The sequence below is a fragment of the Malacoplasma muris genome (assembly GCF_046774425.1).
In the GTDB taxonomy this organism is placed as follows: domain Bacteria; phylum Bacillota_I; class Bacilli_A; order Mycoplasmatales; family Mycoplasmoidaceae; genus Malacoplasma; species Malacoplasma muris.
Map to the genome: position 1 here is coordinate 437,405 of NZ_CP177248.1, position 17,960 is coordinate 455,364.

The following is a 17,960-nucleotide window of genomic DNA, read 5'->3' on the forward strand; positions in this document are numbered from 1 at the left end:
TATTTCAATGTCTATAATAGTGAACTTGAATTGAAAAATAATGTCAAAACAAATTTAATATCAAAACCAGAAGACATTATTCTTTTGAGAGATGATTTTAATCAATTAAAACAAATCACTTATAAAGAATATGTGTCTAGTGTTAATGATATTAATATGGGAGCAACTGAAGTTATTGTTTATGACAATAAACAAGATTTAGATAAAGCTAAAAAAGATAGAACAACACTAGAACCATTAGAAATTATTTATCTAAGAGATTTAGATGGAAATATTGTAAATAAAGATATTTTTAATCCTAATGGAACCATTAATATTAAAAATTATAGTATTTACAATCCTAGTGAATTAGTTTTATCTAATATTGCATATACATATGCAGTTAAAAGTGCATTAGATTTGGTTTTCTATGAAAATGAAGATACGCCAATTAAAAACCAAATCTACAATTTATATAAATTAGAAATTAAAAATAATTCTTATTATTTTTATCAATACAATGATGCATTTGCATTTCTAGCAGATTACATCAAAAATAATTCAGAAATTATTAATTATTAAAAAGGAATATATTATGAAATTATTAAATAAATTATTATTTAGTTTACCTTTATTATCAATTGCATTACCAACTGTTTTAACTTCATGTTCAAAAGAAGTTAGAGAACCAATCTATTTTATTAAACAAGATCCAGATGGTGGGCACCATTACACTCTTTATTTTTATGAAACAAAAAGACCAGATAGTCAAAATAATGGAGTTGTAAATGTTATTGTTGATATTACTGGAACTGGAGATTGTCATTCATTTTTTATAGATAACAAATATGAGCATAATGGTGCAACATATTTTGTTGAACATGTAATACTTGGAGCTGGTGTTAGAGAAGATAGAGATTTTAGTAGTTGAACAAACATGACTTTATCTATGCCAAGATTTTATAATCCAAAAGTAAATTCAATTAATACTTTTGAAGATCCAAGTATTAATCAAAAAGTAAGAACTATTTTATCATTTGGCACAATGCCATATGCATATGATGTAAGTGTTAATAAGAGTTATAATTTTTATGATTATTGAAGCGGTAACTCTGTTGGAGGATTTACATATAATTTAATACCTTATTGAAAAGAAAAATTACCAAGTTTGTACTATAATAATCTTTATATATTTGAGGATTATTTCGCATATTCAGTTGACTATTATGATAATAACAAATGAAATGAAATCAAAGATTTTTTCTATCGTTTTTATATAGCAAGTGATTCTAACAATTTTTTACAATCTTTTTATGAAATGAATGCACCTATTTGTCATGTTAATTATAGAGGAAAACCAGATGGAACAGATAATAATGAAACTAATACAGGTGTATTTATAGAACATGAAGATAGTGAAACTGAATATTTAGAAATGTATATGCCTCAATATAAATTAAATAATTTTGAAATACCAAATTATGGTTTTAATGAAGAACAACAAATTATACAAAGTGGTTTTAGAGATAGTTATATTAGTATGGCAAATACAATAAGAACAGGAACCCACATTAACACAAGTCTTAATAGAAAATGTTTTAATAGATACACATATAATAACATTAAAGAAATACCAAATAATTGATTATATTATTATTCTAGTTGTTTTGAATATTTTGAAAGTAATCCTTTCTCTTTACAATTTCCAAATCTTGAATTAATTGAAGCAGATGCATTTAAGTCAGAAAGAGAAAACACTTTATGAAGCATAAAAATAATGCTACCTGCAAAATTTAAAGATGACCCAGCTGTTAAAAATAAAGATCCTAATTTAACTATTAAGTTTATATAAACCTCTACTTAAATACACACCCCAAGATAACACAATTAAATATGACTTAGAAACATTTTTCAATGTTTACAACAGTGAACTTGAATTGAAAAATAATGCAAAAACAAATTTAATATCAAAACCAGAAGACATTATTCTTTTAAGAGATGATTTTAATCAATTAAAACAAATTACTTATAAAGAATATGTTTCTAGTGTTAATGATATTAATATGGGAGCAACTGAAGTAATAGTTTATGACAATAAACAAGATTTAGATAAAGCTAAAAAAGATAGAACAACACTAGAACCATTAGAAATTCTTTATCTAAGAGATTTAGATAGAAATATTGTAAATAAAGATATTTTTAATCCTAATGGAACCATTAATATTAAAAATTATAGTATTTACAATCCTAGCGAATTAGTTTTATCTAATATTTTTTACACTAATAATATTTCAATTCATAATCACTAAAATGATTATGAATTTTTTATGTTGATTTTAATAAATAAAGTATATAATTACTAGTAGTTATATAAATCATTTAATAAATAATAAATTAATTAATAAAGGCATTAATATGTGAGATGAAGAACTTTTAATACCAATATTAATTGGAGTTATTTGTCTATTACTTATTGTTCTTGGAATTTCACTTATAGTTAAATATGTTAAAAAAATTAGAAAAAACAAAAACAATGAATCAATTCATAATAAAGCAATAATGAATAATAATCCAATTAATTACCATACAAATTCAAATGATAATAATGTTTTACAAGAAAAATTAAAACAAACAATTAGTAAATATGAAAACATGCAAAATGAATTGAATTTAATTTATTCAAAACAAATAGACAAACTTGCTGATATATCTAAAATGAATCCTGATCAAGCAAAAATGTTATTATTAAATAATTTAGAATTAACTTTAAAAAAAGAAAAGTCACAGCTAATAAATCATTATAATGAAATAACAAAAGAAGAAATTAGTTTAAGAGTTCAAAATATGTTAATTAACTGTTTTGAATCTCTAAATGAAGATTTTGTTGTTCCTAAAACATCATTCACTATTAAATTAGAAGATGATGCTGTTAAAGGAAGAATAATAGGAAAAGATGGAAGAAACAAAAAAGCTTTTGAATTAGTTACAGGAACTGAATTAATTATAGAAAAAGACCCTGAAATTACAATTTCATGTTTTAACCCTATTAGAAGAGAGATAGCAAAAAATGTTTTAGTCAAATTAATTGAAAATAAGCATATTGAACCAAGCAGAATTGAAAAATATTTTGAACAAGAATCATTGATAATTGAAAATAAAATTAATGACATTGGTTTTAATGTTGTTGAAAATCAGTTACAAATGTATGACATTAATAAAGAATTATATAATTATGTTGGCAAATTATATTTTAGAACTTCATATGGTCAAAATATTTTGTTACACTCTAAAGAGTGTGCAATGCTTGCTGTAAGTATTGCAAGAGAAATTGGAGTAGATACAGAGAAAGCAAAAAGAGCAGCATTTTTTCATGATATTGGAAAAAGTGTAGATTTTGATATTGATAACGACCATGTAGAATCTGGTGTAAAACTTGCAAGAAAATACAATCTTGATGATTATATTATTAATGCAATTGAATCACATCATGAAAAAGTTCCTATTGATAATATATATTCTGCAATAGTTAAAGTTGTAGATAGAATATCAGCATCAAGACCTGGAGCAAGAATAATATCATTTGAAGAATATATTCAAAGAGTTACAGAAATAGAAACTATTTGTAATTCTTTTGAAGGTGTAAAAACTTCATATGCTCTTAAAGCAGGTAAGCAAGTAAGAGTAATAATTGATCCCAAAATTATAGATGATGATCAAGCAATTATATTGGCACAAGAAATAAAAAATAAATTAGAAGATACACCTATAATAAATAAACAACCAATTGATGTTGTATTAATTAGAGAAAAAAGAATAGAAATAAAATCTGATGGAAGTGCTGCAAGACTTATCAAATAACACATTTTAATACATAAATTGACATTTTATACAATAAATTTCAATTTATATGTTGAATGTGTTTTTTAATTTTTGTATAATTTTAATATATTATGTCTTATTGAGTGGTATTCTATGGGTGTAAAGAGTATTGTATATAAGTTGAATAGTGAGAATTTTAAAGAATTTAAAATAGATAATTCTAATAATTCTGAAACACTATTTATAATAAGAGATTTTGATAATATTGAAGTTAAAGAAATTTTAAGATTATTAAAAAATAATCGTAAAATACTTATTTCTGACCATAGTATTATTGATTGTGAAAAAATATTATTAATTAAAAAATCATTAATAGAAAATCCTCATCTTTTTAAAAATCTTTTTATCTCAAAAGAAGTTTATTTAAAAACATGATTTCATAATGACTACTATGATATTTTAAAAGAACTTGAAATTACAAATCTTTTATCTGTTGATGATATTATTAAATCTGAAGCATTCACTAGAATTGTCATCAAATTAAAGTTTTTTGATTGCCCATCATACCTACTAAAATGTTTAGATAGTTCTTTATTTTTAAAAAAATTAAGTTTAGAAAGTTTTAAAGTATTTAAATTTGATTTAGTAGAAGAGTTTAATAAATTAGTTAATTTTTATAAAGAAGTTGAAGCTAATTTAGTTACTTCAACAAGTATATTTATTGAACAAAACTCTAAAGAATATGACATTGTTTGTAATGTAGTTGATAATTTAGTTTATGAAGATTTAATTAATATTGAATCATCAAAGATTGGTATTGCAAGTGCTTTAGATATTACTGAAAATACAGTTGCTCAAATGACTCCTTTTGAAAAACATCAAGTTAATTTTCCAGCTGAAAGTAGTGTTGGATGAATAGATGTTGTTGATTTAAAATATAAAATTAAAAAAATGAACATTGATACATTGTATGTAAATGGATTAGAATTGTATAATAATTTAGAAGAAATTAAAGTTTGTAGTGAATATGGATTTAATGGAAATAGAACAAAGTCTCCACAAGACATAGATGAATGTGATTCTGTTGTTCCTTTATATTCAAAATTTGATGGATGGCAAAAAGAAATTCTTGATATTCAAGAGCCAAGTGATGTTCCTTGTGAACTACTGTATCTAATATCTGAAATTAAGAAATTAACATCTGTTAATGAAATAGTAGTTTTATTAAATTATTTAGAAATTCGTTTATAAAATAGAGTCTATAACTATAATTTGGTTATAGACTTTTTAATATTATTAATTTATTTTTTATTCATTATGCTATTATTTATTAATGTTTCTCTATAGGATTGATTTTATGGAAGATAAAATTCAACTAATAAATAGATATAAAATTGTTAAAAGAAATGCTTATTTAACAATTGCTTTTTGAACAATTGGAGTTGTTTTTGCTATTATTGGATTAATCCTTGCAATTATTCCAGGGGTTGGTATGAATACTAGTGGTGAAAATGAGACTAAAACCACTTCATTAACAATTGCTGGAATAATTATATTGTCAGTAATGTTTGCTCTTGGAATATTGTGTGCATTATTTGGACAAATTTGTTTTCCTACTATGTCAAAAAAGTATTTGCAAAAAAATAATGATCCAAATTATAGTTTATTAATTAATTATGTTACAAAGTGCTATAGTTCTCCATTTTCTGGATCAATTTCTTTATTAAAACAAATCGATTGAATAATTAATTATAAACAAGAAAGTGATAAGCAGTTTAATGAAATACAAGAGTTTGTTAATACTAACACAACAAGACTGCAAAAAGAAAAAATGGAGCAAGAAAAGCTTGATTCTATATACAAAGATGAATTAAAATCTGAAATTTTAGAAAACAATAATAAAGTAGATGTTAAAAATACAAATTTACAAGAAGATAAAAAACAAGTAAATAAGACTACTTCAAAATTAAATAAAAATAGTAATAGTTCAAAAAAAACTACTAAAAACAAGGCAAAAAATAAAAAATAATAGAAAATTATTATTTTTTATTTTTTTTATAAAATTAAAATATTTTTATAAAAATTCAATAATAAATGTATAATTATGTATTTGTCATATTGAAAATGATTTTATTTATCTTTATAATTATTAGTATAGTGCTAATGAGGTATTTTATATATGAAATATAAAAAATTAATTGTCTCTCAAGACAATAAATTGGTTCTAGAAGATTACAATTTAAATACTAGTAATTCAGAAATTCTAGATCTTAACAAATCATTATATGATGTAGCAAGCGACGAAGAACTTCAACAATTTATAAAAGAAAATGCAATTGATCCTGAAAAAATTTATTTAATTTGTGTTAAAGAAGATTTTGGTACTAATGATCAAAGAATTGAAAATATTCCTGATGTAAAACCTATATATAAATCTATTAAGAAAATTTTCAAAAAATTTGATAATGTATTTTTCTTTGTTTACAACACATTCATGAAAAATGAAGAAGCTATTAATCCAAACATGGATTCACCATCTACTTTGGATGCACAAGAAGTTAGTACACAAGATGAATATGTTGAACCTGTAGATCAAGCAGAAGAAGTTGTTGCTGAAGAATATGTTCCTGAAGGACAAGAAGATATTGAACAAGTTGCTGAAGAATATATAGTAGAAGAAAATGTTCAAGAAGAACCAATTCAATTCAATGAAGAAGAATGACAAAATGATCAAGAAACAAATTATGATGAATTTGTTGTTCAAACTGAAGCTAATGAACAAGTAGAAGAAGAAATTCAAGAACCTGTTTATGAAGAACAAGTTGAAGAAGTAGTTGAAGATATTCTACCAGCTGAAGAAGTTTATGCTGAACAAGAAGAAGTTCAAGATCAACTAATTGAAGAAGAAAATAAAGAAGAAGAAGTTGATTGAAATGCAATTCCAGTAATTGATACTGATGATAATTTTGTTCAAACTCATGTTGAAGTTGAAGCTCAACCAGATGTACAACAAGCAGATGATAAATGAACAGCACTTGAATCAACTAATGAAGTATTTGAAGCTGAAACAATGACATCAGATCAATTAAGTTCACCTTATGATGAAGATGTTAAAAGATTTAATGATATTAGTTTATCAACAGCAAATAGTGATATAGAAAATAATGATATTTTAATTCCAGAATCTTACTATAATGAAGATAATGAAGAACAAATTAGTTATGAAGACTATAATGAATTCCAAAATGATTATGAATTAAATGTTCATGCCTTAAAATCAATTTATGATTTTATTTGAAGAATGTTAGTTCTAAATAACTACAATTTAAAATTAAATGATTTGCTATATTTATCTGTAAATAATCTTGATGCATTTTCTGTTGGACAAAGTGATTTTGTAAGACAAACAGCTAACCGTGCTGAATCTTTATTTGATTTAATTTTACAATTAGATATTAAATTAGAATTTAATAACTCATTATTCTATATTTACCTTGCTGAATTATTTGTAATTAAATCTAATAAAATTGTTGTAAACAAAAATTTCTTAAATACTCTTTCAATTTGAGTTAATAAAACATCAAAGGAAAAATTTGTTTCTCAAGTTGAACAATTTATTAACTATAGTAGTATTTACAATAAGAAAATTGTGTTCTCTTACTTTATTGAGTTAAGTAACTTTATTAAAGGATGTATCCCAACAATTTCTCCTTCTCTTAACTTAGTTGATATTCATAGAATTTTAACTAACCCAAGTAAAGTTGCAAGAAAAGATAATGTATTTGCATTCATGATTTATAAAATGAATGAAGTATTTAGAAATAATGGAATTGTAATTGAAAGTGATTTAGTTGAAACTCCAGATAACATGTTTGTAGACAGCAAAGAAAAATATCTTGATGATGCTGAATTAAATTGAAAAACAAAATTATCGTCTTTATATAAAAGATTAGTTGAAAACATTAGAAATTATGTTTTATCTAAAGGAAATAGCGAAACTGAAATCTTTAACTTATATGTAGATATCAAAGATTTAAGAATGTATAAAGATAATAATCTTGATTCTTCATTATCAACAGATGTTGTTGATGTATTTAACCATGGAAATAGCTACTTAACTATTGGTGATGCTTTTGAAAGAACTCCTTCAATTGTTCCAACTCAAGTTGAACCAGTAAGTTATGAAGATAATACAACTTATGTTTCTCCAGTAAACTATAATTTACCTACAGAAAAACCATATGAAGAAATTGCTAATGGTAATATTGAAAACAGATATGTAGATGATTCATTAGTACAACCAAGCAGACCAACTACAAGATTCAATTCTGCTGAATTAGAAGATTCTATGACAAGAAGAATTGAAGAATATGAAAAGAAGATCAAAGAAAACATTGCTAGAATTGAAGCTGAAAGAAAAAATCTTAGAGAAAAGATGGAAGCTCTTAAGAATTTATAATTATGCGATGTAGTGATAATAGAATAATTAGAAATAAAAAATATGCTAATACTATTGAAATAAATAAACATTATTTAGATAGAAAAGCACAAATATATAAAGAGTTAGAATTACTTAAAAATAAAAAATAAAATCTCATTAATATAAAATTCTTCTTATTAATAGTAAAAATTAATAGGAAGAATTTTTTTATTTACCTACATTTGCAACAGTAAAAAAAGTGTGCTATTATTCATTAACAAATTAAATATAGTATTTGCACTAATTGTTTAATTTTAGAATAAAGGATTGTAATATGAAGCAAAACAAAAAAATACAATGGTTATTATCTATTCCACTTTTACTACCATCTACAATTTTATTAACAAATTGTGCTTATAACGATCAAACTAATAATAACAATAATAATGGAAATAATAATAATTCAGAAAATATAAAACCACCAGTTATATCTGATAAATTATCAAAAATTAAAATTAATACAAAAAATGGTGATTCTAGTTTTGCTACTGAGAGAAAAGATATTTTTGTAGGAGAAAATTATAATACATTTTCCAAACCATCATTTGAATATCAACAATCTACTATTACTTTAGAAGATGAAAATAATAATAAAGTAATTGCAAATTTAGATGCACAAGTTAAAGTTCGAGGTAATACAACAACACTTTATGACAAAAAACCTTTTAGAATTAAATTTAATGAAAAACAAACAATGTTTGGATTAAATAGTAATTATGCTTCAAAAGATTGAGTGCTACTTGCTGATTGATTGGATTGTTCAATGTTAAGAAACAATGTTGGTTTTTATTTAGGGCATTTATTATATAAACCAATTGGTGAATACTCAAGCGATTTTATGAATGTTGAATTATATATTAATGATCAATATTGAGGAATATATTTACTTTGCGAACAAAATGAAGTTTCTAAAGGTCGTGTAAACATCAATAAACCAGAAGAAAATTATACTAGTACAGATATTGGTTATTTAGTAGAATATGATACTTATGCTAATTTTGAAAAAGAATTAGAAAAATTCCAATTGAATTATAATAACAAAGCTGAATTAACAATAAATGCCACAGATGTAAATAAGAAGACAGTAACTTTTAAAGTTGACGAATATGCAATTAAAAGTAAAGTGTATTCTCAAGATCAAAAAAATACAATTCAAAATTATTTAGATAATATTTATAAAATTTGTTATGAAGCTTTAATTAATAAAAAATATTTTGAATTTAATACTGATAGAACAAATATTGTTGAATCAAAAACAATATTAGATGCTTATACTGCAGTTTCAAATGTGGTTGATATTGACTCTACAGTTGCAATGATTATTTTGCAAGAAATAGTATTTGATTATGATGTTGATAATTCTAGTTTTTATATGTATGTTGATTTAAGTCAAAATGGAGACAAAAAACTCCATTTTACAGCTCCTTGAGATTTTGACAATGCATTAGGTAACAGAAATGATTATGGTAAAAAAATATTTGCTGATAAATTATATGCTGTTAATTCAGATAATCCATGAGTTGTATTACTTTATAAGTTAGAAAAAATTCAAAATCAAATAAAACAAAGATGATTAAAATTTAATAGTGATTCAAGTAAAGATAAAATTTTTAATCTTATAGATGAATACATGACAAAATATGTTGAATATTATAAACAAAACTATGATAAATGAGGAAACATTGGTCAAAATATTGTAAAAGAATATGATAAATTATCAGAAGAAGACAAAAAGAATCCAAACATAGATGGCAATTGAGGCACTTTAAGATACAATAATGAACCAGGTGGAACAATTGATGTTGAAACTCAATCAGGGGCTGCAGACTATTTAAAAACATGATTAAAAACAAGGTTTGATGTGCTTGATAAAGCTTGACTATAGATTATTGTTATTTATTAAACATGAATTATACATATGTTTTAATATATATGTTGATTTCATGTTTTTTATATTATTAATGCTATAGAGTATTAAATAAAAAAATATTTTTTCAACTTATCTTTTAATTTTAATATAATAATCTATGCTACTATTTTTTGAAATTTTAGCATTTTTATAGAAAAGAAAGGTAATTAAAAAATGATTAAGAAAAATATTTTAACTAATCCTGCTGGATTAAAACTTGAAAATGATATGTCTTCAATAACACTTGAAGGCAAAGGAAAAACATTTACTTTTTTAGAAGATAAATATCTTGTAGAAAAGTTAGCACATTTTGTTAGAGAAAGAATTCCTGAACGTGTAGTTCATGCAAAAGGTGCTGGAGCTTATGGATATTTTGAATGTACAAAAAATATGTCTAAATTTACAAAGGCTAAAATTTTTACAGAACTTGGCAAAAAAACAGATTTGTTTATAAGATTTAGTACAGTTGGAGGAGAAAAAGGATCAGCTGATTCAGCACGTGATCCAAGAGGATTTGCAATTAAATTTTATACAGAAGATGGTAATTATGATTTAGTTGGTAATAATACTCCTATATTTTTTATAAGAGATGGTATTAAGTTTCCAGATTTTATTCACACTCAAAAAAGAGATCCAAAAACTAATTTAAAAGATCCAAATATGTTTTGAGATTTTCTATCTTTAACACCAGAAACATTACACCAAGTAACAATTTTGATGTCAGATCGTGGTACTCCTATGACATATAGACACATGCATGGTTTTAGTAGTCATGCATTTATGTGATATACAGATGAAAAAAATTACTATTGAGTTAAGTATCATATTAAATCAAATCAAGGAATTAAAAACTGAGTTCTTGAATCTTCTATTAGAATGGCTGGTGAAAATCCTGATTTTGCTACTCAAGATTTATTTGAATCAATTGAAAGAAAAGAATTTCCATCATGAACAGTTTATGTTCAAATTATGCATCCAAACGATGTGGATAAATTTGAATATGATCCATTTGATGTTACAAAAGTTTGATTTCATGATGAATATCCATTATATGAAATTGGAAAAATTGTGCTTAATAGAAATCCTGTTGATTATTTTGCAGAAGTTGAACAAGCAGCATTTAGTCCTGCAAGATTTATTCCAGGTATTAATTCATCTCCAGATAAAATGTTACAAGCAAGATTGTTTAGTTATGAGGATGCACATAGATATAGACTTGGAACAAATTATCAACAAATCCCTGTTAATAGTCCAAAGGCTACATGCCCATTTAGTAATCAAAGAGATGGAAGTATGACAGTAAATGGTAATTACAATGGAGCTCCAAATTATTATCCATCTACACTTAAAGGTCATGCAATTGTAGATGATTCAAATAAAATTCCTGAAATTATTTTAAACAATAGTAAAAAAGGAAGATTTACACAAGCGGTTACAGATTATGATTTTGTACAACCTGGATTACTTTTTGATAAAGTTTTAGATAATCCTAAAAAGGAAAGATTAATTCATAATACTGCATCAACTTTAAAAGATGCTGATATTAATATTCAATATCGTTGAACTTCTTTATGTTATAAAGCAAGTAAACTTTATGGAACTATGTTAAGTGATAAACTTGGCTTAGATTTAAGTAGAGTTGTTGAATTATCTAACATGTCTCAAGAAGAAAGGGTTAAGAATACATTACCTGTTAATGCTTAATAATTAAAAAATAATATTGATTGAAAAAAGAAATAGTAATTATTTCTTTTTTTTAATCTATAATACATTAGAAGTTTCTATAACAAATTCATTTATTTATTATGATACAAATCAAACAATAACACATTCATTTTCAAAAGAATTTAATGTTATTGTTGCAGATGATGATGGTGGTACAACACCACCTGTAGATCCAAATCCACCAATAGTTCCAAATCCACCAACAGAACCAGATAAACCAACAGAGTCAGATACTCCTAATAAACCTACAGATAATAAAGATATGATGCTGTCAATTGATACTATTAAGAGTATTAGTTCTATTAATGAAAATAACTACAAAACAATTTTAGATATTAATGAAAAATTTAAAAATTGATCTAAAGAAGAACAAAATTATTTTTTAAATGAGTTACAAAAAAATAATATTGATTTTAATAATCTTGTTATTCAGTCTAATAATTATGCTAATAAAGAAAACTCTTCTTCGACATCAAATTATAATTTAGTACTATACATAACTATTCCAATAGCTATTGTTTTAATAGCAGTTATTATTGTTGCTGTTGTTTTAATTAGAAAAAGAAATAAAAAGTCAAATATTATAAGAAAAAAATAACACTTTTAAAAGTGTTATTTTTGCTCGATTGAAATATGAAGTGCAACACATATTGTAAAATATATGTGCACTTCATTTTTTTGTTTACAAAAATAGACAAAAGAAAAAAGGTGCCCTTATAGTTTTTCATAACAACGAGACACCCACTATGTTATACAACCATTTATCAGAAAAAGAAAGAGCATTAATTGAATTTATGTTCTACCAAGAAAGAAGATCTTTAAATTCAATTGCAAAAGAATTGAATAGACATAGATCTACAATATCAAGAGAATTAAAAAGAAATGAATCTTGTGGAATATATAATTCTAATAATGCTCATAAAAAATATTTAAATAGAAAATGAAATTCTCATGTTTTTTATCTTGATAGATACAAAAGCTTTACAGATCTATTTTTAGATAAATTTAGAAAAATAGATCATGGAGTTGAAGCAACTTGTCATTATATTAAAAAAAATTATCCTTGTGTAAAAACACCAAGTTCTAGACAGGTTTTTAATTGAATAAATTCCAATAGATGAAAATTAAAAAGATCAGATAGACTTAGAAAAGGATATGTAAAAGGAAGAAAAAGACATAAAGGTATGTTTTCTAAATTTGATGAAAAATATGTATTTCCTTTTTGAGCTAGACCTTCTAAAATAGAAAAAAGAGAAGAGTATGGACATTTTGAAGCAGATTTAATTATTGGAAAAAGAAAAGCTGGATATAGTAATTTGCTAACTCTAGTAGAAAGAGTTACAAGAATGACATATATTATTAAAGTCAAAAATAAAAATTCTTTTACAATAAATTCAACAATTAAAAAATTAGTTGAACAAAATAATTTAAAAGTAAAAACAATCACAATAGATAACGGAATTGAGTTTAATAAAATAGGAATCCTTGCCTATTGATTAAATTGCAAAATTTATTATTGTGAACCATATGCTTCATTTCAAAGAGGAAGCAATGAAAATGCTAATGGTATTATTAGAAGATTTTATAAAAAAGGAACAGACTTTGATTTATTAACAGATGATGATGTAGTTAGACTACAAAATAGGATAAACTTCATGCCAAGAAAAATGTTTGGTTTTAAATCAAGTTATGAAATAAATAAACATTATATAGAAAGGTAATAAAAACTCATAACCATTTTATTGGCTATGAGTTATAAGTTGTGCTATTATGATGTTGCACTTCATATTTCATTCAGGGAAAAATAACACTTTTAAAAGTGTTATTTTTTTTATATTTCTCAATTACCATTTTTGAATATAGTTATTTTTTGATTATCAAAAGTTGTACCAATTATTTCAAGATCACTACTACCAATCATGAAGTCTACATGGTTTGCAGAATCATTATAATTTACTTTTTCAAAATCCTCTTTTGTCATATTTTGATAATTTTTAATTGTTGATTTATAAGCCATTCCAAGTGCTAAATGACAACTTGCATTTTCATCATATAAAGTGTTATAGAATAATACATTTGTTTTATTTATTGGCGAATCATATGGTACTAATGCAACTTCACCCAAATAACATGATCCAGCATCTGTGTTAATCATAGATTCAAGTGCTTCTTGCCCTTTTGCTGCTTTTACTGTAGTTGCTTTTCCATTCACAAATTCAATTGAAAAGTCCTCAATTAGATTTCCCTTATAACTTAAAGGTTTTGTTGAATATACTATTCCATTTGCTCCGTATTTTGCAGGCATTGTAAATATTTCTTCTGTAGGCATATTAGGAACATAATTTATTCCACTCATAGTAGGTTTTGATCCGCTTAATCAAACATGATCTTTTTGTAGTTCTAGTTTCAAATCAGTTCCATTACTTGATTTATATTCAAGATAATCAAAATTATAATTATTTAATATATCTCTTTTGTTGTGCAAGTTTTTAACATGTTCTTGTCAATGAGCAATTGGGTCTCTATGATTTAATCTTGTTACTTTAATGATTAATTTTCATAATTCTTTAAATGCTTCTTTATCATCTAAATTAGGAAATATTTTTTTAGCTCATTTAATTGAAGGAATACCAACAATTGTTCATTGATATTTTCCATCTCTTTGGTCTATAAATGGTTTAATTTTTGGATAAATACTCATTTGCATTTCTGATAGTTTTTTAATATCAATTCCTTCTAAAAAATCTGGTGATTCATCAATAATATGTATTAAACATGGTAATTTTTCTACATTATATTCTCACTTTTTTATTTGTCATTCAGGAAATTCTTTTAAGTCTTCAACGTCCATATTTAAATAGTTTAATCTAGACTGCTCTTCATTGTTTCATTCCACTGATACTTTTCTAGCACCATTTTCATATGCTGTTTTTGTTACCTGATTAACAAATTTTGGACTATTTGTAGATGCATAAATAATTACATCTTGATTTGGTTGTAAGTTAATTCCAACTTTTATGATTAACTCTGCATATTTTTTATATAGTTCTTTCATATCTATATGTTCTCCTTATTATACATATAAAGTATTTTAATATAAACAATATGGTTTTATAGATAAGAAATCATTTTACAAATCACTAATTGTCTTATAACAATTTAATATTATTTGCTATTTTTATTGTAGAATAAGTTATATTGTTTTATGATAGTGAGCGTAAATAATATTATGATTACTAAAGAATTAAAAAATCAAATTTTACTAAACAATATATATATATATATATAACAGTTTAGTCTTTAATAATATATATATATATATATATATAGACATATTAATTTAATATTAACTTTATTGTTATTTATATGTTTTTATATCAATAAAAACAGAAATATTGTTTTGAAAAAAGAGGTTATTTAAAATGAAAAATAACCATTTTTTTAGTTCAAGAAAAAAATATAATGATATAAAGTACATTGTTTTTTATGTATTTTTAACAATTTGTTGAATTGTAATAATTGCTTTGTGTTCTTACTTTTTTCTTGTAAGGCAATTTTACAAAGCTGATTTATCATTGTCACCAGTTATTGTAAAAATAATAATGATTTTAAATTTTTTATTTTTATCTCTATTATATTGTGATGGATTTAAGAATTTTTGTTTTGTTGTTATGTATTATATATCATATGCAAAAAAACAAATATTGCCAAAAAATGATTATATAAATGAGATATATAAAACCAATAAAATAATTTCTAAGAAAGCAGATATTCCTAAAGTTTTGCTTCTGTATACAACAAGAAATGATTTTGATGAAAATTCTTTATTATGCTCTATGAATCAGGAATATGAAAACTATAGTGTATACATACTTGATGATTCAAATGATAAAAGTTATATTGAAAAAATCAATAATTTTGTTAAAAAATTTGAATCTGGTGTTTATTTAATAAGAAGAAATAATAATAAAGGATTTAAAGCTGGAAATATAAATAATTTTTTAAAAAATTATAAAAATTATGATTATTTTGTTTTATTAGATTCTGATGAAATCATTCCAAAAGATTTTATTAGTAAATCATTAATGTATTTTAAAGGCAATAAAAATATAGGAATAGTTCAAGCAAATCATACATCAAATAGATATACAAATAGTTTTGAAAAATCAGGAGCAATAGGTGTTTTTTCTGGTGCTTCTACTTCATTAACAATGAGAGAAATTTTTGGTATACCTACTTTATATGGACATGGAGCAATAATATCAAAAGAATGTTATGAAGATGTTGGAGGGTTTCCTGAAATAGTATCAGAAGATATAGGGTTTTTAATAGATGCACTTTATATAGGATATGAAATTGCATTCGCAAAAAATATAATATGTGATGAAAAATTCCCAATAGATTATTTATCATTCAAAAAAAGAAGCATAAAGTGAACCCAAGGAAATTGTGAATTATTTAAGAAAAAGTGAAAAAAAATAATTAAACTTCCACAACCATTTTGAAAAAAATTGGATTTGTGGATGAACATCACATCTGTTTCTTTTTCTGTAATGTCCTTTTTTGTCATAACATTAAACTTTACAATATTGTATCCTTTAAATTTTTCCTATGATTTTTTTCCTATATGAATTGTATTTATTGTAATTTTTATGATAGTTCCCTTTTTAAATCAAATTTTGTACTTTATATTAATAGACAAAAAAAGATGATGATTATTTATTAGAGTGATAATCTTTAACTATTTTTTATTTCCTTCTTTGTTGATAACATCATGTGCTACTGTTATATTTTCAATTTTTGGAAAAAAAGCAAAATTTATTGTTACTCCTAAAAACTCTAAAAAGTATTCGTTAAAGGATGCTATTAAATATAGTTGACTAGAATTGATTTTTGCTGTTGCTTTAATTATATTTTTCATTTTTACATATATTTATATTCCTAACATTAAAAATATTAATTTTATTTGACTATTTCTTGTGATACTACCAATGATTTCATCACCTTTATTGATTCTTATGAGCAATAAAAAAATTTATAAAATAATAAGAAAAGAGAAAAAATATGAAAGTTAGAAAGGCTATAATACCAGCTGCTGGATTAGGAACAAGATTTTTGCCTATAACAAAATCTGTTCCTAAAGAAATGTTACCAATAATAGATAAACCTACAATTCAATTTATAGTAGAAGATGCTGTAAAGTCTGGAATTGAAGATATATTAATAATTATTTCTTCATCTAAGAGTTCAATTTTAAATTACTTTGACTACAGTTTCCAACTAGAAGAAAATTTAAAGAACAAAAGTAAATTTAAAGATATTTATAAGATTAAAGAAATAGCAGATATTGCTAATGTTCAATTTATCATTCAAAAAAAGCCATTAGGTTTAGGTGATGCTATAATGATGGGTAAAAATTTTGTTAATAATGAACCATTTGCTATTTTATTAGGAGATGATATTTTGATTAATGATCATAACCCAACTTTAAAACAATGTATTGATATTTATAATCGGACTAAAAGTAGTGTATTAGGAGTTCAATATGTAAATGATTCTGATGTAAATAAATATGGAATAATAGGAATTAAAAAGAATATTTTAAATTCTGTTTTTGAAGTTAGCTCTGTTATTGAAAAACCATCAATTAAAGATAAACCATCAAATTATGCAATTATAGGTAGATATGTATTTAATCCTGAAATTTTTGATGAAATTAGTAAAGTAAATGTAGATAGTACAGGAGAAATACAATTAACTCCTGCTATTAATTCATTATTATCTAAACAAAAAGTATATTCTAAAAATATAGAAGGCAAAAGATATGATATAGGATCTAAATTGGGATTTATTAAAGCTGTTATTGACTTTGGAATGGATCATGATGAAATAAAGCATGAGTTAAAAGAATATTTAAAATCTATCAATGATATTTAATTATATTGACTATATTTTAAAATGTTTAATACAATTTGTTTTTTATTAACTAAATCTCTTTGATAGGATTTATAATTAATTTATTGTTAAAAAGAAATAAAATCATAGGAG

Annotated in this window: 15 protein-coding genes; 14 read left to right on the forward strand and 1 reads right to left on the reverse strand. The window is 23.7% G+C overall.

What is annotated here, in order from left to right; translation table 4 throughout:
• Positions 1-30 precede the first annotated feature (30 nt).
• The 12 genes from ACLFO7_RS01725 to ACLFO7_RS01780 all read left to right on the forward strand — a co-directional run bounded on the left by ACLFO7_RS01725 (position 31) and on the right by ACLFO7_RS01780 (position 13,633).
• Positions 31-561 (forward strand): hypothetical protein, encoded by a 531-nt coding sequence (locus ACLFO7_RS01725; RefSeq protein WP_412032631.1) that lies wholly within the window; start codon positions 31-33, stop codon positions 559-561.
• A 13-nt stretch (positions 562-574) separates the two neighbouring features.
• Positions 575-1,831: a hypothetical protein gene (locus tag ACLFO7_RS01730; RefSeq protein ID WP_412032632.1), complete on the forward strand. Its 1,257-nt coding sequence runs from the start codon at positions 575-577 to the stop codon at positions 1,829-1,831.
• Between the two features lie 85 nt (positions 1,832-1,916).
• A complete protein-coding gene (locus ACLFO7_RS01735) occupies positions 1,917-2,288 on the forward strand; it encodes a hypothetical protein (RefSeq protein WP_412032633.1) in 372 nt (123 codons plus the stop codon).
• Between the two features lie 106 nt (positions 2,289-2,394).
• A complete protein-coding gene (locus ACLFO7_RS01740) occupies positions 2,395-3,837 on the forward strand; it encodes an Rnase Y domain-containing protein (RefSeq protein WP_412032634.1) in 1,443 nt (480 codons plus the stop codon).
• Between the two features lie 114 nt (positions 3,838-3,951).
• Positions 3,952-5,049 carry an adenylosuccinate synthetase gene (locus ACLFO7_RS01745; RefSeq protein WP_412032635.1) on the forward strand — a complete coding sequence of 366 codons (1,098 nt, stop codon included), beginning with the start codon at positions 3,952-3,954 and terminating at the stop codon, positions 5,047-5,049.
• A gap of 106 nt (positions 5,050-5,155) precedes the next feature.
• Positions 5,156-5,827, forward strand: a complete 672-nt coding sequence (locus tag ACLFO7_RS01750) for a hypothetical protein (RefSeq protein WP_412032636.1) — start codon at positions 5,156-5,158, stop codon at positions 5,825-5,827.
• Between the two features lie 150 nt (positions 5,828-5,977).
• Positions 5,978-8,257 (forward strand): hypothetical protein, encoded by a 2,280-nt coding sequence (locus tag ACLFO7_RS01755; protein WP_412032637.1) that lies wholly within the window; start codon positions 5,978-5,980, stop codon positions 8,255-8,257.
• A gap of 2 nt (positions 8,258-8,259) precedes the next feature.
• Complete coding sequence (locus ACLFO7_RS01760; RefSeq protein ID WP_412032638.1) at positions 8,260-8,388, forward strand: hypothetical protein; 129 nt, start codon at positions 8,260-8,262, stop codon at positions 8,386-8,388.
• Positions 8,389-8,552: 164 nt separating this feature from the next.
• On the forward strand, positions 8,553-10,163 hold the full coding sequence (locus ACLFO7_RS01765; protein WP_412032639.1) for a CotH kinase family protein: 1,611 nt from the start codon (positions 8,553-8,555) through the stop codon (positions 10,161-10,163).
• 198 nt (positions 10,164-10,361) lie between these two features.
• A complete protein-coding gene (locus ACLFO7_RS01770; protein WP_412032640.1) occupies positions 10,362-11,891 on the forward strand; it encodes a catalase in 1,530 nt (509 codons plus the stop codon).
• Between the two features lie 16 nt (positions 11,892-11,907).
• Positions 11,908-12,510 carry a hypothetical protein gene (locus ACLFO7_RS01775; RefSeq protein WP_412032641.1) on the forward strand — a complete coding sequence of 201 codons (603 nt, stop codon included), beginning with the start codon at positions 11,908-11,910 and terminating at the stop codon, positions 12,508-12,510.
• Between the two features lie 148 nt (positions 12,511-12,658).
• Entirely contained in the window at positions 12,659-13,633 is a 975-nt protein-coding gene (locus ACLFO7_RS01780) for an IS30 family transposase (protein WP_412032642.1), read from the forward strand.
• Between the two features lie 110 nt (positions 13,634-13,743).
• On the opposite strand, the gene ACLFO7_RS01785 is transcribed toward ACLFO7_RS01780, so the two are convergent.
• Positions 13,744-14,967 carry an aminopeptidase gene (locus tag ACLFO7_RS01785; protein WP_412032643.1) on the reverse strand — a complete coding sequence of 408 codons (1,224 nt, stop codon included), beginning with the start codon at positions 14,965-14,967 and terminating at the stop codon, positions 13,744-13,746.
• Positions 14,968-15,334: 367 nt separating this feature from the next.
• Here ACLFO7_RS01785 and ACLFO7_RS01790 point away from each other — a divergent pair, with 367 nt between their 5' ends.
• Together ACLFO7_RS01790 and galU are read left to right on the forward strand one after the other, a co-directional pair.
• Positions 15,335-16,987: a glycosyltransferase gene (locus tag ACLFO7_RS01790; protein ID WP_412032644.1), complete on the forward strand. Its 1,653-nt coding sequence runs from the start codon at positions 15,335-15,337 to the stop codon at positions 16,985-16,987.
• Positions 16,977-17,849 carry a UTP--glucose-1-phosphate uridylyltransferase GalU gene (gene galU, locus ACLFO7_RS01795; RefSeq protein WP_412032645.1) on the forward strand — a complete coding sequence of 291 codons (873 nt, stop codon included), beginning with the start codon at positions 16,977-16,979 and terminating at the stop codon, positions 17,847-17,849. Before ACLFO7_RS01790 ends, galU begins: the two co-directional genes overlap by 11 nt.
• The last annotated feature ends 111 nt before the right edge of the window (positions 17,850-17,960 follow it).